We start from the raw sequence: 20,765 nt of genomic DNA, 5'->3' as shown, positions 1-20,765 counted from the left end.
TTTGCCTTGGGAAGTGCTATTACTGGAATGCGTCGTTGCGTGGATGGCAACTGCCTGAGGGCGCGGTCGTTCGGCAGGGTTGCGTATCATGCAACTCAGCGTTGCGGCCGGTAGTTAGGACGGCGTGGTAGTGTGCGGACCTTCATAGGAGTGATTCGCATTATTTTTCCAGGAGGTTTCGATGCGAGGTTCTGGATGGGTTCTGCCTGCAGCCGCGCTGCTGGTATCGGTTCTGCCCCTGGGTGCCCAGGCTGAATCCTCATCGGCGGAGCATGGCCCCAGCGTGGTCAGCTTCGACTGGGGGGCCGTGGATACCCTGGAAGCACTGGGGCTCGAGTCGCATATCATTGGCGTGCCGTACCAGGCCGCGCCGGACTATATCTCGCACCTTCTGGAAGGGCGCGCCGATGTCGGAGGGCTCAAGTCCCCGGATCTCGACGCCATCGCTGAACTGTCGCCAGAGATGATTCTGATCACCGGTCGCCAGTCGGCGTCGCAGGAAGACCTGCAAGCCGTGGCCGAGACGCGTGACGTTACCCTGGGCGAGGGCGATTACTTCGATGCGCTGAGTGACAAGGTGATGGGGCTGGCCGCGTTGTATGGCGCCGAAGCTCAGGCACAAGAGCGGCTCGAGACGCTGCACGCCGATATCGAATCGGCACGCGCGAGCCTGGCGGAAGGTACCGAAGCGGTGGTGGTGACGCACAACGATGGCCATTATTCACTGCGCCAGGAGCCGGTGGTCCGCGAGCTGCTGCAGATCCCGCAACCGGCGCTGCCGGACTCCGTCGAGCCGGTGAGCCATGGCTCCCGCACCTTCTATCCGCTGAAACCGGCGGCCATCGCCGAGATGTCGCCGGATGTGCTGTTCGTCGTCGATCGCAGCGCAGCCATCGGCGATACCCCGTTGGACCCGGCGACGCTGAAAGAGGCACTTGGCAGTGCGGGAGGCGAGGCGATCCGCGTCGAGGTGCTGTCCCCGACGCTCTGGTATCTCTCCGGTGACGGCCTCAAGAGCGTGCGGGCTCAGATGGACGAGATCACCCAGGCGCTGTCGACGCCGTAACACCTTACCCTTCGAGACCCATCAACACTGGGGCACCACGCTGCCGTGGCGGGTGGGCCCGGTGAGCCGAGGAGGCATCATGTCACTTTCCCTGCCCAAGACAACTCCCCTGTTGGGCGCTTGCCTGATGGCGGCGCTCGCCGTTGCCGCCGGCCCCGTCCAGGCCAGGACCCTCGACACCGCCCATGGCGAGGTGGAAATCGACGGTCAGCCGTCGCGTGTCGTCACGCTCTACGAAGGGGCGCTGGATACCGCCCTGGCGGCCGGCGTCACGCCGCTGGCCGCCGTGGCCACGCGCGGCGGCGAGGGCGTGGCCGATTATCTGAGCGAGCAGGTGCCGGACATCGCCATGGTGGGTACCAGCCGGGAATTCAATCTCGAGGCGATCGCCACCCAGAACCCGGATCTGATCCTCGCCTCGCCGACCCTGAGCGATGAGCAGTACGCGCTGATCTCACAGCTGGCGCCCACTGTGGTACCCGAGAGCGAAGGCTTCTCGACGGATGGCTGGAAAAGCGAGGCACGCCTGTATGGCGAAGCGCTCGGCCATGCCGAGGAGGTGGATGCCGCCATCGAGGCCGTGGAGACCCGGGCCGCCGATCTCGCCGCGCGCCTGGATAACGAGGGCACGTCAGTGGCACTGGTGCGCTGGATGCCGCAAGGGCCGCTGGTGATGTCGACCGAGCTGTTTTCCACGGGGATGCTCGCGGCCTCCGGTTTCGATGTCACCGATGCCGGCCTGGTCAAGCAAGGGCGGCCGCACAGCGATCCGCTGAGCCTGGAGAACCTGGGCAAGGTCGATGAGGACCTGCTGTTCATGGCCACGCTCAACGAGGATGGCCGTGAGGCTCTGGAGGCTGCGCGCCAGTCGCCGGCCTTCTCCCAGCTCGAGGTGGCCAAGCGCGACCACGTGATCCCGGTGGACGGCCAGCTCTGGACCAGCGCTTCCGGACCCCTGGCCGCTCAGGCCGTCCTCGACGACATCGAGGCGGCCCTGCTGTCCGACGGGCAATGATCGCGAGTGCCGTTCATCGGCGTCTGGCCGGCCAGGGCATGCTCCTGGCCGGCTTGCTGTTGTTGGCCTGCCTGGCCAGCCTGCTGTGGGGCGCGGGTGATGTGGGGGCGGAACGCGCTCTGGCGGTCCTGATGGGGCACGGCGATGCCGAGGCGCGTTTCGTGGTCGGCACCCTGCGTGGTTCGCGGACCCTGGTCGGCCTGGCCGTGGGCATGGCACTGGGTGTTGCCGGTGCCTTGCTGCAGGCGGTGTCGCGCAATCCGCTGGCCGAGCCCGGCTTGCTCGGCGTCAGCGCCGGCAGTGCCTTCGCGGTGGCCATTGCCCTGCTGCTGGGAACCTCGGCGGCCACGCTGAGGGTCGGTGTGGCCCAGCTCGGTGCCTTGCTCGGTTGCCTCTGCGTGCTGGGCGTGGCGCGCTTTCGTGGCCTCGGGCACGATCCGGTGCGCCTGGTCCTGGCCGGCGCAGCCTTCTCGGGCCTGCTGGCGGCGCTGACGACCTTGCTGCTGCTGTTCGATCAACGCGCCGCCGACGAGATACGCTTCTGGGTGGTCGGCAGCCTGTCTGGTCGACAACTGGCGGATCTGCTGGCGATATTGCCGAGCTTCGCGGTGGCCGCGGCGATCACCCTGCTGATCGCTCGGCCGCTGGCTGCGCTGGCCTTGGGTGAGCGGCTCGCCGCCGGACTCGGCCATCATCCCGGCCGGGTTCGCCTGTTGGCGATCCTGGTGGTCGCGCTGCTGGTGGGCGGCGCCACGGCCATTGCCGGCCCCATTGCCTTCGTCGGCCTGGTGGTGCCCTTCGCCGCTCGGGCCCTGGCGGGGCCGGACATTCGCCGCAGCCTCTGGCTGTGCCTGTTGCTGGGGCCGCTGATGGTGCTCGTCGCCGATGTCATCTCGCGGCGGGTGGTGGCGCCTTCGGAACTGCCGCTCGGCGTGCTGACCGCGCTGTGCGGTGCGCCGGTGCTGGTCGCCGTGGTGAGACGCCGCCGGCTGCCGACGTTATAGGAAACGCATGAGTCTGCTCGTTCAATCGTCGCCCCGTCTGGGTCGGGTCGAAACCGAGGATGCCGTCGTACCGCCCAGGGGAACCCGACGGCTGGCCTGGGGCGGTTTCAGTGTACTGCTGGATCGGCGCACCCTGGCCGCCAACCTGTTGTTGTTGTTGCTGGTGCTGGCGGCATCGCTGGCTTATCTGTGTTTCGGCGAGCGTACGCTGTCGCCGGTCGAAGTGCTGGCGGCCCTGCATGGCACGGGGGATGGTCTGTCGACCTTTCTGGTCTCGGCGTTGCGCCTGCCGCGTCTCGGGGCGGCGCTCGCCACTGGCGCGGCCTTCGCCCTGGCGGGCTGCCTGATGCAGACCCTGGCCGCCAATCGCCTGGCCACGCCGGGCATCATCGGTATCGACAACGGTGCCACGGCGTTCGCCGTGGCCTCGGTGGTGGGGCTCGGTTTCGGCCTGGCGCCGCCGGCCATGGCGCTGGCCGGTGCTGCTACCGCCACGACGTTGACCTTCGGCCTGGTGCTTGGGGGCGGCACGCGGGGCTATCGCTTCATCGTCGCCGGCATCGGCGTCGGGGCGGTGTTCGGGGCCCTCACCAACCTGCTGCTGGCACGGGTCGCCATCGATGTGGCCAATGCCGCCTATCCCTGGACGGTGGGCTCGCTCAGCGCCCGACCCGAGGGCGCGGTGTGGACGTTGACCATCGGGCTGGTGCTGGGCCTGCCGGCGGCACTGGCCCTGGGCCGTTCCCTGAGCCTGATGAGCTTTTCCGAATCCGTGGCCCGTAGCCTGGGCAGCCGTCTGGGGCGGCGTCGAGCCCAGGTCCTGATCACCTCGGTCGCGCTGACCGCCCTGGCCGTAGCCGTGGCTGGCCCGGTGGGAATGGTCGGCCTGCTCGGCCCGGAGCTGGCCCGGCACCTGGCCTCGCGGCGTTGCGTGCCGGTGCTGGCATCGGCACTGGCCGGCGCCCTGATCATGGTGCTGGCCGATCTGGCCGGGCGCCTGATGCTGTCGCCGCTCGAGATTCCGGTGGGCATCGTCACCGCCGTGGTCGGTGGCCCCTGGCTGTTGTGGATCCTGATTCGTCCTCGTTCACAAGGAGTCGCCTGAGATGAATGCCGTGGCTTGTTCCCTGGAGGCTCGCAAACTGACGCTCGCCCACGACCGCACGCCGGTCGTCGTCGACCTGGACCTCTGCCTGCCCACAGGCAAGGTGACCGCCATCGTCGGTCCCAATGGGTGCGGCAAGTCGACCCTGCTGGCGGGGCTGGCGCGTCTGCACACGCCGCGGGGCGGTCATGTGCTGCTCGACGGCAACGAAATTGTCCGGCTACCGGCCCGGGAGCTGGCTCGGCGGCTGGCGTTGCTGCCCCAGGAGGCCCGAGCGCCGGAAGGGCTGACCGTTGCCGAGTTGATCGGCTTCGGTCGCCAGCCGCATCAGAGCTGGTTGCGGCAATGGTCGGCCGAGGATCGCCGGGTGGTGGATGAGGCGTTGGCCGCGGCGGACCTGCACGCCCTGGCCGATCGCCCGCTGGACTCGCTTTCCGGCGGACAGCGCCAGCGTGCCTGGATCGCCATGATCATCGCCCAGCAGACGTCATTGCTGTTGCTCGACGAGCCGACATCGGCCCTCGACCTGGGGCATCAACTGGAAGTCTTCGAGCTGGTGCGACAATTGGCCGAGGAGGGACGAACCCTGGCGATGGTGCTGCATGACCTGCCCATTGCCTGTCGCTATGCCGATCACCTGGTGGCAATGCGCGAGGGCAGGGTGGTGGCGGCGGGACCGCCCGATGAAGTGGTCACGCGTGAGCTGGTCCGCGAGCTTTACGGCGTGGACTGCACCCTGATGCATGATCCGCAGAGCGGAGCGCCGATATTGACGGGGTTGCGGCGGATTCGCTAAGCAAACGGGGCCAGCGGTGCCGACGCCCGGACCCGGCTGGCTGCCGGGTCCGGGCGGTGAGCGTGTGACTTACTGCGCGGCGTCGTCGGCGGCCTGCTGGGTCTTCTCGCCGACGGATTTCAGGGCCTCGCCGGCCTTGTCGAGGGCGCCGCTGGTGGCCGAGCGGGTGGTTTCCCAGGCGCTGGCGGCGCCTTCCTTGGTGTCGCTCCAGGCCTGCTGGAGGTTGTCCTTGGCCTGGTTCCACCAGGTATCGGTGTATTCGGGCTGCTCGCCGAGGGCCTGGGCATCGAGATCGAGGTGGACGCTGTACTCGATGTTTTCGAGGCTGTCGCCGTTGCGGGTTTCGACGGTGAAGTGCTCGGCGTCGACCACGTACTGCTTGTCGCCCAGATCGAGCAGATCGCCGGTATCGATGACCAGGGAGTGGACGCGCATGTCATTGTCGAGCAGCACATCTTCCACCTCGCCGATGGCCTTGGCGCTGTCGGACTTGGCGTAGACATCCGCATCGAGCAGTTCGTTGGCGGAATACAGGCCCTGGGGTGCGGCGATCGCGCTGGCCGACAGCAGCAGGCCGGCACCGAACAGGACGGGGCGAATGGCGGTGCTGAGAGGGGTGCGTGAGGTCATTAGGGTCTCTCCTTGATCCTTGGCGCCGAACAATCGACGACCGATGGGTGTGGCATTGTCGCGGGAAGTTCCGTCCAGGCGACCTCCTTAAGATCATATATCGCACCGATTGATGCAACGGCTTTTACTCGAGTGCCTGGCCAATGCTATACCTGCGTGCTCGCGCTCACGCATGGGAGGACAGGATGGCAATTCGGCTGATGGCAGCAGGACTTTCGATGGCGGCGGCATTGGTTGCCGCGCCGGCCATGGCGCAGCAATCGGCGCCGGTGCAGGCGGTGGCCACCACCGGCATGGTGGGAGACGTGATCGGCCAGGTCGGCGGTGAGTGCGTCGAAGTCACGACCTTGATGGGGCCGGGTGTCGACCCTCACCTCTACCAGGCCAGCGCCCGTGACGTTTCCACCTTCCAGCAGGCCGAGATGATCTTCTATTCCGGCTATTCCCTGGAAGGCCAGCTCGGCGATGTACTGGAGCGTTTCTCCGAGATCAAGCCGACGGTGGCGGTGGCGCCGTCATCCATCGACACGGGCAGCCTGATCACCGTCCAGGATGTCTATGGCATCGACCCCCACCTGTGGATGGATGTCGCCCTGTGGTCGCAGATCGTGCCGACCATCGCCGAGTCGCTGAGCGAGGCCCGACCCGATTGCCAATCGCGGATTCAGGACAATGCGTCGCGCTACACCGAGCAGCTCGAGGCCCTGCACCAGTGGGTGAAGGAGAGCATCGCGTCGATTCCCGAACAGCAGCGCATCCTGGTCACCGCGCATGATGCCTTCAACTATTTCGGGCGTGCCTACGGCATCGAGGTAGCCGGTATCCAGGGCATCAGTACCGAGACCGAGACCGGCGTGGCGGACATCCGCGAGATGGCGCAGGTGGTCGTGGATCGCGACGTGCCGGCGGTGTTCGTCGAAAGCACCATCAATCCCCGAACCGTGCAGGCCGTCATCGAAGCTGCGCGCGAGAAGGGGCAGGAGGTGTCCGTCGGCGGGCAACTCTATTCGGATGCCATGGGCGAAGCGGGCACCGCCGATGGCACCTACATCGGCATGCTGTATCGTAATACCCAGCACATCGTCGAGGCACTCGGCGGCGAGACGCCGGCACTGCCCGAGGCCCTCGACGACTGGGCCGCGCGCTGGGACATCGCCTCCTCATGAGGCCTTCGGCGCTTCCCCGACATTACCACTGTTATACGAGAGTCCGCTTCGCCCATGATAACGCCGCTGCATGAACCGGATCTGGCCCTGCACGTCGAGGATCTGACCGTCAGCTACCACAGCAAGCCGGTGCTGTGGGACATCGACTTCGACGTGCCGCCCGGTGTGATGGCGGCCATCGTCGGCCCGAACGGCGCCGGCAAGAGTACCCTGATCAAGAGCGTGCTGGGCCTGGTGCCTGCGGTGGCGGGCCATGTCACCCTGTTCGGCCGGCCCTACCGGTCGCGTCGCCGGCGGGTGGGCTATGTGCCGCAACGCTCCAGTGTCGACTGGGATTTTCCGACCACCGCTCTGGATGTGGTCACCATGGGGTTATATGGCCGGCTCGGCTGGCTCAAGCGACCGGGCCGGGGCGAGCGTCGGGAAGCCATGCAGGCACTGGAGATGGTCGGCATGCAGGACTTCGCCGATCGCCAGATCAGCCAGCTTTCGGGCGGGCAGCAGCAACGGGTCTTCCTGGCCCGGGCCCTGGTGCAGCAGGCCGATGTCTATTTCCTCGACGAACCCATGGCAGGGGTCGATGCCACCACCGAACGGGCCATCGTGGATATCCTTCGTCGCCTGCGCGACGACGGCAAGACGGTGATCGTCGTCCACCATGACCTGCAGACGGTACGCAGTTATTTCGATTGGCTGCTGATCCTCAATATCCGGGTCATCGCCCAGGGGCATGTGGAAGACGTCTACACGGCCGAGAATCTGCGCCGCGCCTACGGCGGGCAGATCGCCCTGCTCGACGAGGCGGCCTTCATGCCTGCCGACAAGACCGCGGAGACGTAACGATGTCGCCGCTCGAACTGTTGCACGACTACACCATTCGCAACGTGGCCATCGGCGCGGCGCTGCTGGGGCTGATCAGCGGCGTGCTGGGCAGTTTCGCCGTGCTGCGCAAGCAGAGCCTGCTCGGCGACACCATGTCCCATGCGGCTCTGCCCGGCGTGTGCATTGGCTTCATCATCGCCGGTGCCCGGGAGATGGGCATTATCCTGCTGGGCGCGCTGACCACCGGCGCACTGGCCGCCCTGGTGATGCTGCTGCTGACGCGAAACAGCCGGCTCAAGACCGATGCCGGGCTGGGCATCACCCTGAGCACCTCCTTCGCCCTGGGGGTCGTGCTGCTGACCCATATCCAGAACATGAACAATGCCGCCCAGGGTGGTCTCGACGCCTTCCTGTTCGGCCAGGCCGCGGCGACGCTGCGCAGCGACCTGTGGATCATGGGCGGCATCACGCTGGTGGCCCTGGTGCTGGTGAGCGCACTGTGGAAGGAATTCAAGCTGGTGTCCTTCGATCCCGAGTTCGCCGCCTCGCTCGGCATGCCGGTGATGTGGCTCGAGGTGGTACTCACGGTGATGATCGCCCTGGCCGTGGTGGTCGGCTTGCAGATGGTCGGTGTGGTGCTGATGGCGGCGATGATCATCGCCCCGGCGGTGGCGGCACGGCAGTGGAGCCGGCGACTCGAGGGCATGGTGATGCTTGCCGCCGTGATCGGTGTGTCGGGCGGGGTATTCGGCGCCGTGCTGAGTGCCTTGTCGCGCGGGCTGGCCACCGGCCCCCTGATCATTCTCAGCGTGTCCAGCGTGGTGATGGTGTCGTTGCTGCTGGCGCCGGGGCGCGGGTTCGTCTGGGAAGGCGTGCGACTGTGGCGCGGTCGGCGCCGACTGCGCTACCAGCAGGTGCTGACCACGCTCTATCGCCTCGCCATGCATCACGCCGACCCGGTGTTCCGTTCCGAACAGGGCATGCTGGATACCTACCATGGGCATCGTACCCGGACGGCGCTGCGTCAGTTGCAGAAGCGCGGCCTGGTCGAGTGGCGATCGGCACCACCCGACGAGCCCGGCGGGGCCAAGCACTGGGTGTTGACGGCAAGGGGCCATGAAGAAGCCAAGCGCATCCTCGACTCCCTGGGTCGGGAGGAATTCTGATGCTGGCATCATTGTTCGACAACGCCCCCTTGATGATCATGCTGGTCGGCTCCCTGGTCGGCATCGCCTCTTCGCTGGTGGGTACCTTCCTGGTGCTGCGTGGCGTCAGCATGCTGTCCGATGCCATCGGCCACTCCATCGTCTTCGGCATCGTCGTCGTCTGGCTGCTGACCCACCAGCAGAGCGGGCCGGTGCAGATCGTCGGCGCCGCCCTGACGGGACTGCTCACCGTCTTTCTCACCGAGCTGCTGGTCAGCACGCGGCGAGTCAAGAAGGACGCCGCCATCGGCCTGGTGTTTCCGGTGCTGTTCTCGGCGGGGGTGTTGCTGCTCAACCTGTACGCACGGGACGTGCATATCGACACTCACACGGTGCTGCTCGGCGAGATCGGCTTCGTGTGGCTCGATACCCTGACGATCGGCGACTACCGGGTGCCCCAGTCGCTGGTGTGGATGGGTGCCATGACGCTGATCAACGGTGCCTTCGTCACGCTTTTCTACAAGGAACTCAAGCTCGCCACCTTCGACGAGGCCCTGGCCAAGGCGTTGGGGCTGGCTCCCGGCGTGCTGTTCTACCTGTTGCTGCTGTTGACCAGCGGCACTGCCGTGGCCGCCTTCGACGCGGTAGGGGCGGTGCTCTTCGTGGCCTTCGTCATCGTGCCGCCCTCGACGGCCTATCTGCTCACGGACCGTCTGTGGATGATGTTCATCCATGGCGCCCTGGTCTCGATCGCCTCCAGTGTCTCGGGCTACTTCCTGGCCGTGGCCTGGAACGTTTCCATCGGCGGCATGATGGCGGTGATGACAGGCGTCTTCTTGCTGCTGGCCTTCCTGGTCGGGCCGCGCTACGGCATGGTCGCCCAGGTGCTGCGGCGGCGCGGCCAGCGTCGGGTCAACGAGATCCGCACCCTGGCGGTGCATCTCTACAATCATGAGGACGGCCCGGAGCAGTGGGTGGAGAATGTCACCCGGGCGCTGAGTGAGCACCTGCTGTGGGATGTCGCCAAGGCGAATCGGGTGGTCGAGCGCAGTTGTGCCGAAGGCCTGATCGAACGCCGGGGCGAGACGCTCATGCTCACCGCTGCGGGCCGCGAGATGGCCCGGGAAATTCTCGAACCGACGCGCAACGGCACCGGATCGCTGACCACGACGGCTCCTTGAGCCGCCATCCGGATCACGCCGGGGTCGGGGTGCTCTCGCGGACCTCGACGGCACGCCATACCCGGCTCGGCGAGGGGCCATCCGCCAGGTCGGAACAGGTGTCGTAGCGCAGCAGCTCGAGGGCGTGGCAGGTGACGGTCAGCCAGCCTTGCCGGTGTGCAGCCTGCCATTTCACCGCCACCTCATGATGGGGGGCGTCGGTTTCTTCGGCGTCGTCGACCTCGATGTCCGCTTCCAGACCCTGGGCCGACAGCCATTCCAGGGCGGCGACCTGGGCGCACTGGCGTCGCGGCGTCAGGCGCGAGTCGCCGCGATAGCAGGGCAGATAAGGACGCCCCCTGGCCTCGCTTTCCAGCAGCGGCAGGATGTCGTCGTCGCCGATACGTCCATACTTGCGCAACTGCGGCAGCACCAGGGCGCTGGCCGCCAGCCGACAGCCGCCCAGGTGGGTGCTTTCCCAGACATCGAAGGGCAGGTCGTGGTGGCGCACCGCCTCGGCCATGGCCTTGTAGGTGGCGAAACCGAACTTGGCGCAGCACTTGTCCTTCTTGCCGTGAGTGCAGCAGAGCACCAGGGAACGGTCGACCGGCTCGGGTCGCCAGGCGGTCAGGTCGTCGCCGCGTCGCAGCGCCGCGATGAAGTCGACCAGCGCCTCGCGGGGAACATCGAAGGCCTGGCGTTCCGGCATCAGGAAGACGCGATGGTGTCGTTCGGGCTGCTCCCGCCGGTGGATCAGATTGACGCGCCGCCCCTCGTCGGGGAGGGCGTGCAGGGCCGCCAAGAGGGCCTCGGGCATGTCGCTGGCCTGACGCAGGTTGCGTTGCCACTTGGGGCGCGGCCAACTTAGCAGCAGGTTGCGTTCGAGATGGGCGCCGCTGCCGACCAGCGGGTCGTCGATGGCGCGGCTTTCCACGGCGCAGAAGCGTTGGTTCATGGCGCGACCCCTTCAATGGCCGGCGAGGACGTCGCGGCTGCGTGCACGCCCGGCGTGGGCACGCACACCAAGCGGCGGGAGTGTGGATCGCGGATGACGTTGGCATCGAGATCGAAGACCGCCTTGAGATTGGCGGCGGTGAAAACGTCCCTAGGGGCGCCCTGCCGGAGAATGGCGCCGTCGCGCATCATCACCAGGGTGTCGGCGTAGGCGGCGGCCAGGTTGAGGTCGTGCAGCACCACCAGCAGGGTTCGGCCGTGCTCGTGGGCCAGGCGCGAGAGCAGTTCCAGCAGGTCCACCTGCACCTTGAGATCGAGAAAGGTGGTGGGCTCGTCGAGCAGGATCAGGTCCGTCTCCTGGGCCAGTACCATGGCGATCCAGCAACGCTGGCGCTGGCCGCCGGAGAGCGCGTCGACGCTGCGCTCGGCGAACTCGGTGACGTCGGCATGGGCCATGGCCTCGCGAATGGCGCGGGCATCGCGCTCGGCATCCTGTCGCCAGAGCCGCCGGTGGGGGAAGCGGCCCATGCCGACCAGTTGCCTGACCGTCAGCCCCTCCGGTGCGGAGGGGCCTTGCGGCAGGATGCCCAGGCGCTGGGCCACCTCCCGCGTGTTGCGGCGATGGATGTCCTGGCCATCGAGGTACACACGACCGGCGCTGGGCGTCAGGGTGCGCGCCAGTGTCTTCAGCAGCGTCGACTTCCCGCTGCCGTTCGGGCCGAGCAATATCGTCAGCTTGCCCTCGGCCACCGTCAGATCGACACCGTCCAGCACGCGCCGGGAATCGTAGCCGGCACACAGGGCTTCGCCCGTCAGTCGCGGTGGCTTGGCAGGGATCGAGGGCATGGGGCGACTCGTCGGTGTGGTAGCGGGGACAAGACCGTAAGACAAAAAGTTCTCATTTTCAATGAATCGGGCTTGCTTGCCCGACCCTTCCTGCATGATGTGGTGTCAGCATATAGCGAACGGAACGTTCGGGCCTCATGGACACTGTTTTCCTGAACGATTATATTAATTGTTCTCATTCGCGACGCTAAGGCGCCGGGAGCCTCCTTGTGTCAGGGAAGCGGTGGCTCTCACTGATTCGATCGACACAAAACAAGCACAACCATTCCAAGACAACTTCGCAACGTGGCTAGCGAGGGACGCGCTGACTGACCTGCCAGCGGGTGCCGGAGGCTGGTGGCGGAGCATCCCGACGAAGAGAGGGCGGGGCTTCCGCTGCCGGCACGGCAGACGGCAAGGCAGGTGGTTTTTTTAAAGGACGGCATTCTTGCGGAGGCCATATGAGCTATGCCCGTTTCTCTCGCCTGCCTGGCGAGACGAGCCGACATGCATCCACACATGCGTTGCTGAATTGCATTATCAAGGAAGTGGCGATTCCTCATGACGCCATGACCTATCGATGGCCGGACCGACGGGAGGGCCTGCCGGAGCACCTGCATGGCACGCCTCTGCTGATCGAATGGTCGGCATCCTTGTCGCTGTTCGTGATGGTGGACCGGCGTTCGGTGATCGGGAGCCACTTCTACCTCTCCGACACCTATCTTCGGGAAGCGGGAGCTGCCGGTTGGCATGCCCCCGGGATGGCGGAGTTGATCTCCTCACTGCTGGAGCACTGCCAGTGGCATGACGGGACGCTCAATCGGGAGCTGTGCGATCAGGTCGTGCAAAGCCAGGACATCATGACGGCGATCGTCACGCATGCCGTCGAGCAGCCCAGACTTCATCCATTGACGGATTATCGTTGCAGTGAGCAGGGACTATGGTTTGGCCATCCCAACCATCCCACGCCCAAGGCCAGGCAATGGCCGCCCCATCTGTTGCAGGACAGACCCGCCTATGCCCCGGAATTCAGTGCCACGACGGCCCTGCACCAGTTTTCCTTTCCGATGGAGGGGCTGAGCGTCCAGGCCAATCGGTTGAGTGACCTGGATGTGCTGTCGAACGTGGCGGACCAGACCCATGCCGAGGGTGACGAGCGAGGGGTGCTCAGCATGCACCCGGTGCAGGCCGACCTCTTCCGGCGGGATGCCCGGGTGGCGGAGATGATTCGGGAAGGCATCATCGGCGATCTCGGGCAGAGCGGCTGGCCTGCCGTGCCCACCGCTTCCATGCGTACCTGGTACATCGAGGGTCATCCCTGGTTCCTCAAGGGATCACTCAATGTGCGCATCACCAATTGCGTGCGCAAGAACGCCTGGTACGAGCTGGAAAGTACGCTGGTCATCGACCGCATCATGCATCGGCTCGCCCAGAAGAAGGATTCGGTACTGGAGGCGTTGTGCGTGGCACAGGAACCGGCGACGGTGCACTGGGCGCCAACCGAGGGTGACGATGACCTGAAGCGCTGGTTCCGGGAGCAGACCGGCATGATCCTGCGGGAGAACTTCTGTCAGCGGTTCTCGCCCGACCGCTGCCTGCTCAGCGCGACGCTGTTCGCCCGTGATACTCAGTTGGTTCCCATGGTACTGCCCTTCATCGAGGGTACGACGCCCAGTGATGGAGATCGTGCACTGCCGTCGGAACACCGGGTTCGACAGTGGTTCCAGGCCTATCTGCGCACGCTGGTGGCGCCGGTCATGGGACTGTTCTTCCGCCATGGCATCGTCATGGAGCCCCATTTGCAGAATTGCGTGCTGATCCACGACGAGGGCATGCCCCGGAAGATGCTGCTGCGTGACTTCGAAGGGGTCAAACTGACCGACGACAAGGGCGTGGACTGGCTCGCGGGGGAGTCACTGCATCCCCGCGTCAGGAAATCGATGACCTACCGCCGCGAGCAGGGGTGGAACCGTATCGCCTATTGCCTGCTCGTCAATCATGTCGCCGAGGCGATCCTGGCGCTGAGCTGGCAGCGCCCCGACCTGGGCGATGCGCTATGGCAGGACACCCTGGACGAGTTGCGGCGCGTTCGGCAGACCCTGGAGATGCCGACTCCCGAGCTGGATGCGTTGCTGGCGGGAGGGGACTTGCCCTGCAAGACCAACTTCAAGTTGAGGCTCATGGCACAGGCGGACCGGCAGGCCCAGTACGTGGCATTGCCCAGCCCCTGGCAGGTCGCCCGGGCGGTGGACAGGGAGGTGGCCTATGGCTGAGCACTTCGGGATCCCCGAACACATCCGCGACGCCATCGAGGCGTATCGGCAGGCGTGCCACGATCCCATGGCGGCGTTCTTCTATGACCTGCCGGCGCTTGCGGCGCAGGGAAGCGCCATGAAGGCGGCATTGCCGCCGGGCGTCGAGCTTTACTATGCGATCAAGGCCAACAGCGAGGCGGCCATCATCGATACGCTGGCGCCTGTGGTGGATGGGCTCGAGCTGTCGTCCGGCGGCGAGATCGAACGTGCCTGCGCCTGTTCGACGCCGCGCCCCTGGGTGCTCTCCGGACCGGGCAAGCTCGATTCCGACATGCGTGCGGCCATGACGCGAGGGGTCGAGGCCTTTCATGTCGAAAGTCTCGGCGAAGTGGCTCGGCTGCAGACGATCGCGGCATCCCTGGATCGCGTGCAGCCCGTGCTCGTGCGCATCAACCCCTCGCTTCCCGAGGATCTCTCCAGTCGTCTGAGAATGGCCGGCACCGCCACGCCTTTCGGTATCGATGAGGCCCAGTTGGCCGACGCCGTGCGGGCGGTGGATGACGCTCCGAACCTGGCGCTCGTCGGCTTCCACGTGCATGCCATGTCGCACCAGAAATGCGAGCGGCGGCACCAGCGGCTCCTGGCGTCCTATCTGGAGCGCTGGCCCCGGTGGCGAGCGCTGGCCCGTCATCCCGAGCAGGTGATCCAGCTCAATGTGGGGGGCGGTATCGGCGTGAACTACCTCCAGCCGTCCGAGCAGTTCGATTGGCCTGGCCTGTGCCGGGCCCTGGAGCAACGTCTGGCGGCCATGCACGAGCCCCCGCTGGTGCGCTTCGAGATCGGGCGTTTCCTCTCGGCCTTCTGTGGCTACTACGCGATTGAGGTGATCGATACCAAAGTCAGCCATGGGGAAGGCTTTCTCGTCTGCCGGGGCGGCACTCACCAGTTTCGCCTGCCCGCGGCCCAGGGGCACGACCACCCGGTCATTCACCTGCCACGCACCCCTCGGCGGGCGCTCGGAGGTGAGAGCCGACCCTGGACCGTAGTGGGGCAGCTGTGTACCCCGAAGGATGTGTTGAGTCGCCGGCAGGAGCTGCAAGGGGTCGAGGCGGGAGACCTGCTGGTGCTGCCGCTGGCCGGTGCCTATGGCTACAACATTTCTCACGCGGACTTCCTGTGCCACCCACGCCCCGATCAGGTCTTCGTTCGCGAAAGTCGCGAGAGCAGCGTCCCCGAAACGGGAGGTCACCGGCGCGCCGAGCCGGTGGACTGACCGAGGGAACCGCTGGTCCATTTATCAGGTTTTGAAGGTACATCATGTCATCACATGAACGTGTTCTGCCGCAGGCCGCGGCAACGGTGGGCGCCTCGGACGCCTTGGGTTGTGTCTCCATGCCCTTCGCCTTCCCGGAGCACTGGCGGCATCACGCCCGTGTCGAGCAACGCGTCGTCGGTCAGCTATTGCAGACCCTGCTCTATGAAGACGTGCTTTCCCACGAGGCCATCGCCGAGCCGGCGTCCGGTGATTCCGGTGCCACGTCGTTCTCGCTGACCCTGGGCGCGCGTCACTACCGGGTGAGCGGCTGGCAATGCCACAGCTTCCGGTTGATCCGTCTCGAGCATTCCACTCTGGTGGTCGAGGACCATGAGGGGACCCCGGAGCCGTTGAGCCTGCAGCGGTTTCTCGGGGACCTCGAGGCGGCGCTGGGAGATCTTGCGATTCAGCCTGGCTTCGTCAACGAATTGACGCAGACGCTGATCAAGGACGTGCAGTCATCCGCCTGGCCGATGCCCTTCCATGAGACACCGCAGGCATTGGATGCCGATGCCCTGGAGCAGTACTTCACCGACGCGCACAGCTATCACCCCTGCTACAAGTCGCGGCTAGGCTTTTCCCTGCGGGACAACCAGCGTTATGGGCCGGAGTTCGCCCAGCCGCTTCAGGTCTGGTGGCTTGCCGTGCCGGTATGCCTGGCACATCAGGGCGCAGTCGGCGGGATGGCGCTGGCCGACCGGATAGCGGAGGATGCCGGGCCGCGAGTACTGGCGAGTCTGGACGACTACCTCGAGCGGCGGGGACTGGCGCGGGACGAGGTCGTGCTGATGCCGGTGCATCCCTGGCAGTGGGAAAACGCGCTGGTTCCGGTGCTCTACCCCGAGCTTGCCAGCGGCGAGATCGCCCTGCTGGGCGAAGGGGAGACGACCTATACCGCTCAGCAGTCGATCCGCACCCTGGCCCCGCAGGATACGGGCAAGCCGTATCTCAAGCTGGCGATGAGCATCACCAATACATCCAGCACGCGCATCCTGGCGCGCCATACCGTGACCAATGGGCCGATCATTACCCAGTGGCTTCAACGGCTCATCGACACGGATGCGACCGCCAGGGCGGCGGGGTTCGTGATCCTGGGCGAGGTGGCCGGCGTGGCGCTGGACGAGCGCGCCTTTCCCGAGGCCCGATACAACGACGTCTATGGCAAGGTCGGTGCCATCTGGCGGCAGAACGTCGGCGAGTTCCTGCAGGATGGCGAGCGGGCCGTGCCCTTCAATGGGCTGAGCCAGCTCATGCGTAATGCCGAAGGGGAGCCCGTCAGCCCCTTCATCGCCCCCTGGGTGGAACGTCATGGGCTGGAAGCCTGGACCCGGCAGCTCGTGAAAGTCGCCACCTTGCCGATCATCCACATGCTGTTCGCCGAGGGCGTGGGGATGGAGTCCCATGGCCAGAATATCGTGGTCATTCATCGTGACGGCTGGCCGCTCAGGGTGGCGTTGAAGGATTTCCATGACGGCGTGCGCTTCAGCAGCTCGCATCTGGCACGACCCGAGCTGGCCCCTGTCCTGGAACCCGTGCCCGAACGCCATGCCGCCCTCAACCGCAATTCCTTCATCGTCACCGATGACCTGGACGCGGTGCGCGACTATTCCTGTGATGCCTTTTTCTTCATCGCCCTGGCGGAGATGGCCGTCTTCCTGCATCGGCATTTCGGGCTGGAGGAATCGCGTTTCTGGGCCATGACGGCGGACGTGATCAAGGACTATCAGCGTGCCAATCCGCAGCACGGCGAGCGCTATCGCTGCTTCGATGTCTTCGCGCCTCGCTGGGAAGTGGAAGCCCTGACGCGTCGTCGTCTCTTCGGCGATGACGTCCCCCAAGTCAAGCATGTACCCAATCCGCTGGCCAGTTACGCGCCAGGGGAGGCGGCGTCATGCTGAGGACCAATCGATTGAAGCGGGCGCTGGCCGAAGGGCGGGAAGTCCATGGTGTCATGGCCTCCCTGCCCACGGCCGCCTCCATCGAGCTGATCGCCGAGGCGGGCTTCGACTTCGTGGTGATCGATACCGAACACGTGCTGATCAACCCGGAAACCGTCGAGCACATGATTCGTACCGCCGAGAGCTACCGGCTGACGCCGCTGGTGCGGGTAGCCGACGCCGATCCCAAGACGCTGCTGCGTCTGCTCGACGGCGGAGCCCAGGGAATCGTGTTGCCCAGGGTGGAAGACCCCGAGACCCTCGAGCGGGCCGTGGCCGCGTGCAAGTATGCGCCGGAAGGCGAGCGCAGCCTCAATGCCGGGCGTCCCGGCTCCTTCGGCAAATCCTCCCTGGCGGAATACGTCGTGCAGGCGAATCGGGAGATCATGGTGGTCGCCATGATCGAGAGCCGCCAGGGTGTGGCGAGAATCGAGGCGATTTGCGGGGTGCCGGGCCTCGACATGGTACTGGAGGGGGCGGCGGACCTGTCCCAGTCCATGGGCGTGACCTGGCAGCCCGGACACCCCGATGTCGTCCAGGCGCTGGAGGAGGTCCAGCGCACGGCGAGTGCACGGCAGCTTCCCTATTGCGCCTTCCTGCGTCACCCGGACGCCAAGGCCCGATGGCAGGCGTGCGGCGTCAACGCCTTCATGCTGGGCGACGAGCGCGGCATCGCCTTTCGCGCCCTGCAGAAGGCGCTCGGCGAGGCCAGGGCGCCTGAACAGCACGGGACCTCCCGTTCATGAGTTCACCGATGACGACTTGTTCCCTTTCTTCTCGCGAGGCGAGCCAGCTTGCCTCGCTCGAGCGTACTGACACCGTTGCGGAGTTCACGACCATGGAACCTTTTAATGCCCAGCACCATGCCCAGGCGCAGATCATGCAGTCGCTGGTGGATGGTCTGCTGGTAGAGGGCATGCTGGATGACCTTGGCGCAGTCTGGCAGGACGCCTCCAGGGCCGACGACTGGCTCATCCGGTTGCCGGTGTTCCAGGCCCTGGATGGAGGCCATTGCTCACGGTGGTTCTGGATCTGGCCGCAGGATCGGCACCAAGGCGTGGTCATGCTGCTGCAGCCCGGTATCGTCCAGGCATGGGAAAAGGTGCCCCGGACCCCGGTGATCCTGGTGGATCATGAGAGCGGGGAGTGGACGCCACTCGATCCGGTCGCCTTCATGCGCCGTGTCTTCGGTGCCGACGACGATCAGGCCCTGGAGCAGGGACAGAAGGTGTTTCTCGAGGCGCTGTCCGACAGCCTCTGGCAGGCGGAAAGCTCGGTGGAGCACCGGGTGGAGACACGCGACCTGCTGCGCCGCGATACGGCCGAGCATTTTGCGATCATGGAGCAGTGGGCGTCGTTGCTCGACCGACCCTACCACCCCACGGCGAAGGCCAAGCAGGGGCTCAGCGAGGACGAGTATCGAGCCTATATGGCCGAGTTCAATGCGCCCATCACGCTGCGCTGGGTCGCGATCGCCCGCGACCGGGTGATGACCGGCGCCGGTGTCGAGGAAGACGGCCCGGTGCCGGTGGCATGGCTCGTCGGCGACGAGGGCCGTCAAGCGCTGGAGCAGGAGATGAACTCGCGGGGGCTGGCTCGGACCCACATCGCCATTCCCGTGCATCCCTGGCAGCACGAGCATGCGCTGCCCCACTGGCTGGAATCGGCCTTCGCGGCGGGCGACTGCGTCTCGCTGGCCTCGGTCACCGAGCCCTGGCTCGCGACGTCCTCGCTGCGTTCGCTGGCCCCGACCACGGCGAGTCCGCATTACCTGAAGCTGCCGATGGCCATCCATTCCCTGGGTGCCTCGCGCTACCTGCCGGCGGTCAAGATGTTCAATGGCGATCTAAGCGCCCGCCTGTTGCACCAGGCCAGGGAGAAGGATACCCGGCTCGCCGAAGGGCTCTACCTGTGCGATGAAGGCAAGTGGTGGGCCTACATGCCGGAGGGAGCGACGCTGTTCGACGAAGCCCCGCGACACTTGTCCGCCATGGTGCGCAGCTACCCCAGCGCGTTGCTGGAGGACTCGAGCGTGCGCCTGGTGCCCATGGCCACCCTGGGAACGCCGCTGCCGGGCGGCGAGCACCATGTGTTCGACGACTGGCTGGCACAGCGTGGCATGACGGCCAGCCCCGACTCGGTTCAGGCGCTGTTGGGCGAGCTGTGCGATACGTTCTTCGACATCAACCTGCGCATGTTCCGGCTCGGCATGCTGGCGGAAGTGCATGGCCAGAATGCCGTTCTGGTGTTCAGGGAAGGTCGCTGTGACGGGTTGCTGCTGCGCGATCATGACTCGCTGCGGATCAGTGTCGCGCGCCTGGAGCGGTACGGCATGCAGGATCCGTGCTACTGCATCAAGCCCGGTCACTCCAACACCCTTTACCACGACAGTCTCGAGGCCCTGCTGTTCTGGCTTCAGACCCTGGCGATACAGGTCAACCTGCGGGCGATCATCGAGACGCTGGCGGATCATTACGCGCTGCCGGCCCGGAATCTCTGGCGGGAGATGGCGACTCGCCTCGAGGCCCGGATCGATGCGATCCCCTTCGACGACCGCGACCGCGGGATGCTCAAGGCGCAGCTCTTCGAGAGGGAACAATGGCCCTACAAGCGTCTCATCACGCCGATCATCGAGCGCGCCGGGGGCCCGGGCAGCATGCCCTTCGGTACCAGTGCGACCTGCAATCCGTTCGTTCGGGTGGGGCTGCCCGATGCGGCAATGCCAGCCGAGGCGCTGAACGAGGCCTGAAACGTACAGCGTCTACGGCCTGATGCACACACCGCCCGACGATAGGTCGGGCGGTGTTTTCAGCGGAACCACTCGGGGAATTCGGCCTCGACGGCGTTTCGCTTTTCCTCTTCCTGTACCTGTTTGTTCTCTGCGGCGTCGGCCAGTGCGTCGGCACGCTGCGGCGGAATGATGAAGAGCCCATCGTCGTCGCCTACCACCAGGTCGCCCGGATTGATCGTGACGCCGTCGATCGCGACCGGGGTATTGATCTCGCCTTCCAGTTCCAATGCTCTGGTGGTCAGCGGGCTGGTCGTCCGTGAGTAGATGGGCAGGTTCAACCGGGAAAGGGCGTCCCAGTCGGTGATGGCGCCGTTGGTGACGACACCCGCGAGCTGCTTGCGCAACGCCGCATAGGCCCGGAACTCGCCCCAGCAGGCACGCCGGTGGTCGCCGGACACATCGATCACCAGCACATCACCCGGGCAGGCCATCTTCAGGGCCTCGCGGATGATACTGCCGTCGACATGGGGAATCCTGACCGTCACGGCCGTGCCGAGAAGTCGGACAGGCCGCTGGATGGGGGAGAGGGAGGTGATGGCGCCGAAGTCGGTGAAATGTCCCAGGGTGGAGGTGGCAAGGGTTCGATAGCGTTGCCGTTGCTGTGCCGTGATGGTGTCCTGACGGGGTGCGATATGAAACATGGACTTTCCCTGCTCTTGCCATGGATTTTAGGCTTTGTCCGAAAAATGCCTGCGCGCGCCCATACGGCGTTAAAAATCAGCTCAAAATGCTCATTTAGCCCTTGTAAACTCCGCTTCTTCGCTGATTTTTGCCTTGTC

General features: G+C 65.8%; 18 protein-coding genes. 14 read left to right on the top strand and 4 right to left on the bottom strand.

The features are described from left to right. The first annotated feature begins 181 nt into the window (after positions 1 to 181). The 5 genes from HELO_RS12955 (at position 182) to HELO_RS12935 (ending at position 4,986) form a co-directional block, all read left to right on the top strand. The gene (locus tag HELO_RS12955; protein ID WP_013333104.1) at positions 182 to 1,066 is read left to right on the top strand and encodes an ABC transporter substrate-binding protein; all 885 of its coding nucleotides are present in this window, start codon (positions 182 to 184) and stop codon (positions 1,064 to 1,066) included. A 79-nt stretch (positions 1,067 to 1,145) separates the two neighbouring features. Next, entirely contained in the window at positions 1,146 to 2,081 is a 936-nt protein-coding gene (locus tag HELO_RS12950; protein ID WP_013333103.1) for an ABC transporter substrate-binding protein, read from the top strand. Then, on the top strand, positions 2,078 to 3,085 hold the full coding sequence (locus HELO_RS12945) for a FecCD family ABC transporter permease (protein WP_013333102.1): 1,008 nt from the start codon (positions 2,078 to 2,080) through the stop codon (positions 3,083 to 3,085). Before HELO_RS12950 ends, HELO_RS12945 begins: the two co-directional genes overlap by 4 nt. Positions 3,086 to 3,092: 7 nt before the next feature. Next, positions 3,093 to 4,190 (top strand): FecCD family ABC transporter permease, encoded by a 1,098-nt coding sequence (locus HELO_RS12940; RefSeq protein ID WP_013333101.1) that lies wholly within the window; start codon positions 3,093 to 3,095, stop codon positions 4,188 to 4,190. 1 nt (position 4,191) lies between these two features. Further along, positions 4,192 to 4,986, top strand: coding sequence for an ABC transporter ATP-binding protein (locus HELO_RS12935; protein WP_013333100.1), 795 nt, complete (start codon positions 4,192 to 4,194; stop codon positions 4,984 to 4,986). 69 nt (positions 4,987 to 5,055) lie between these two features. On the opposite strand, the gene HELO_RS12930 is transcribed toward HELO_RS12935, so the two are convergent. Beyond that, positions 5,056 to 5,616, bottom strand: a complete 561-nt coding sequence (locus HELO_RS12930) for a PRC-barrel domain-containing protein (RefSeq protein ID WP_013333099.1) — start codon at positions 5,614 to 5,616, stop codon at positions 5,056 to 5,058. A gap of 185 nt (positions 5,617 to 5,801) precedes the next feature. On the opposite strand from HELO_RS12930, the gene HELO_RS12925 reads away from it, so the two are divergent. The 4 genes from HELO_RS12925 to HELO_RS12910 are packed head-to-tail and all read left to right on the top strand — an operon-like array spanning position 5,802 to position 9,930. Further along, positions 5,802 to 6,782: a metal ABC transporter solute-binding protein, Zn/Mn family gene (locus HELO_RS12925; protein ID WP_013333098.1), complete on the top strand. Its 981-nt coding sequence runs from the start codon at positions 5,802 to 5,804 to the stop codon at positions 6,780 to 6,782. Between the two features lie 54 nt (positions 6,783 to 6,836). Then, positions 6,837 to 7,622 (top strand): metal ABC transporter ATP-binding protein, encoded by a 786-nt coding sequence (locus HELO_RS12920; protein ID WP_013333097.1) that lies wholly within the window; start codon positions 6,837 to 6,839, stop codon positions 7,620 to 7,622. A gap of 2 nt (positions 7,623 to 7,624) precedes the next feature. Beyond that, positions 7,625 to 8,770 (top strand): metal ABC transporter permease, encoded by a 1,146-nt coding sequence (locus tag HELO_RS12915; protein WP_013333096.1) that lies wholly within the window; start codon positions 7,625 to 7,627, stop codon positions 8,768 to 8,770. After that, positions 8,770 to 9,930, top strand: a complete 1,161-nt coding sequence (locus HELO_RS12910; RefSeq protein ID WP_013333095.1) for a metal ABC transporter permease — start codon at positions 8,770 to 8,772, stop codon at positions 9,928 to 9,930. The genes HELO_RS12915 and HELO_RS12910 overlap by 1 nt, the downstream gene beginning before the upstream one ends. A 13-nt stretch (positions 9,931 to 9,943) precedes the next feature. Here HELO_RS12910 and HELO_RS12905 read toward each other — a convergent pair whose 3' ends face one another. Together HELO_RS12905 and HELO_RS12900 are read right to left on the bottom strand one after the other, a co-directional pair. Beyond that, positions 9,944 to 10,864 carry a sucrase ferredoxin gene (locus HELO_RS12905; protein ID WP_013333094.1) on the bottom strand — a complete coding sequence of 307 codons (921 nt, stop codon included), beginning with the start codon at positions 10,862 to 10,864 and terminating at the stop codon, positions 9,944 to 9,946. Further along, positions 10,861 to 11,709: an ABC transporter ATP-binding protein gene (locus tag HELO_RS12900; protein ID WP_041602134.1), complete on the bottom strand. Its 849-nt coding sequence runs from the start codon at positions 11,707 to 11,709 to the stop codon at positions 10,861 to 10,863. Before HELO_RS12900 ends, HELO_RS12905 begins: the two co-directional genes overlap by 4 nt. A 440-nt stretch (positions 11,710 to 12,149) precedes the next feature. Here HELO_RS12900 and HELO_RS12895 point away from each other — a divergent pair, with 440 nt between their 5' ends. From HELO_RS12895 to HELO_RS12875, 5 genes are all read left to right on the top strand, one after another. Beyond that, positions 12,150 to 13,961 (top strand): IucA/IucC family protein, encoded by a 1,812-nt coding sequence (locus tag HELO_RS12895; protein ID WP_013333092.1) that lies wholly within the window; start codon positions 12,150 to 12,152, stop codon positions 13,959 to 13,961. Further along, positions 13,954 to 15,216, top strand: a complete 1,263-nt coding sequence (locus HELO_RS12890; protein WP_013333091.1) for a type III PLP-dependent enzyme — start codon at positions 13,954 to 13,956, stop codon at positions 15,214 to 15,216. The genes HELO_RS12895 and HELO_RS12890 overlap by 8 nt, the downstream gene beginning before the upstream one ends. Before the next feature lie 44 nt (positions 15,217 to 15,260). Next, positions 15,261 to 17,156, top strand: a complete 1,896-nt coding sequence (locus HELO_RS12885; protein WP_013333090.1) for an IucA/IucC family protein — start codon at positions 15,261 to 15,263, stop codon at positions 17,154 to 17,156. After that, positions 17,150 to 17,941: an HpcH/HpaI aldolase family protein gene (locus HELO_RS12880; protein ID WP_013333089.1), complete on the top strand. Its 792-nt coding sequence runs from the start codon at positions 17,150 to 17,152 to the stop codon at positions 17,939 to 17,941. The genes HELO_RS12885 and HELO_RS12880 overlap by 7 nt, the downstream gene beginning before the upstream one ends. A 92-nt stretch (positions 17,942 to 18,033) precedes the next feature. Further along, positions 18,034 to 19,944, top strand: coding sequence for an IucA/IucC family protein (locus HELO_RS12875; RefSeq protein WP_232519597.1), 1,911 nt, complete (start codon positions 18,034 to 18,036; stop codon positions 19,942 to 19,944). Positions 19,945 to 20,003: 59 nt separating this feature from the next. Here the strand turns inward: HELO_RS12875 and HELO_RS12870 are convergent, their stop codons facing one another. After that, complete coding sequence (locus HELO_RS12870) at positions 20,004 to 20,627, bottom strand: RraA family protein (protein ID WP_013333087.1); 624 nt, start codon at positions 20,625 to 20,627, stop codon at positions 20,004 to 20,006. Positions 20,628 to 20,765: the final 138 nt, after the last annotated feature.

Source organism: Halomonas elongata DSM 2581, from assembly GCF_000196875.2.
GTDB lineage: Bacteria > Pseudomonadota > Gammaproteobacteria > Pseudomonadales > Halomonadaceae > Halomonas > Halomonas elongata.
This window is presented reverse-complemented; position numbering and strand designations above follow the sequence as displayed.

Coding starts and splice junctions, on each gene's coding strand:
- HELO_RS12955 (WP_013333104.1), top strand. CDS start 182: ATGCGAGGTTCTGGATGGGTTCTGCCTGCAGCCGCGCTGCTGGTATCG.
- HELO_RS12950 (WP_013333103.1), top strand. CDS start 1,146: ATGTCACTTTCCCTGCCCAAGACAACTCCCCTGTTGGGCGCTTGCCTG.
- HELO_RS12945 (WP_013333102.1), top strand. CDS start 2,078: ATGATCGCGAGTGCCGTTCATCGGCGTCTGGCCGGCCAGGGCATGCTC.
- HELO_RS12940 (WP_013333101.1), top strand. CDS start 3,093: ATGAGTCTGCTCGTTCAATCGTCGCCCCGTCTGGGTCGGGTCGAAACC.
- HELO_RS12935 (WP_013333100.1), top strand. CDS start 4,192: ATGAATGCCGTGGCTTGTTCCCTGGAGGCTCGCAAACTGACGCTCGCC.
- HELO_RS12930 (WP_013333099.1), bottom strand. CDS start 5,616: ATGACCTCACGCACCCCTCTCAGCACCGCCATTCGCCCCGTCCTGTTC.
- HELO_RS12925 (WP_013333098.1), top strand. CDS start 5,802: ATGGCAATTCGGCTGATGGCAGCAGGACTTTCGATGGCGGCGGCATTG.
- HELO_RS12920 (WP_013333097.1), top strand. CDS start 6,837: ATGATAACGCCGCTGCATGAACCGGATCTGGCCCTGCACGTCGAGGAT.
- HELO_RS12915 (WP_013333096.1), top strand. CDS start 7,625: ATGTCGCCGCTCGAACTGTTGCACGACTACACCATTCGCAACGTGGCC.
- HELO_RS12910 (WP_013333095.1), top strand. CDS start 8,770: ATGCTGGCATCATTGTTCGACAACGCCCCCTTGATGATCATGCTGGTC.
- HELO_RS12905 (WP_013333094.1), bottom strand. CDS start 10,864: ATGAACCAACGCTTCTGCGCCGTGGAAAGCCGCGCCATCGACGACCCG.
- HELO_RS12900 (WP_041602134.1), bottom strand. CDS start 11,709: ATGCCCTCGATCCCTGCCAAGCCACCGCGACTGACGGGCGAAGCCCTG.
- HELO_RS12895 (WP_013333092.1), top strand. CDS start 12,150: ATGAGCTATGCCCGTTTCTCTCGCCTGCCTGGCGAGACGAGCCGACAT.
- HELO_RS12890 (WP_013333091.1), top strand. CDS start 13,954: ATGGCTGAGCACTTCGGGATCCCCGAACACATCCGCGACGCCATCGAG.
- HELO_RS12885 (WP_013333090.1), top strand. CDS start 15,261: ATGTCATCACATGAACGTGTTCTGCCGCAGGCCGCGGCAACGGTGGGC.
- HELO_RS12880 (WP_013333089.1), top strand. CDS start 17,150: ATGCTGAGGACCAATCGATTGAAGCGGGCGCTGGCCGAAGGGCGGGAA.
- HELO_RS12875 (WP_232519597.1), top strand. CDS start 18,034: ATGGAACCTTTTAATGCCCAGCACCATGCCCAGGCGCAGATCATGCAG.
- HELO_RS12870 (WP_013333087.1), bottom strand. CDS start 20,627: ATGTTTCATATCGCACCCCGTCAGGACACCATCACGGCACAGCAACGG.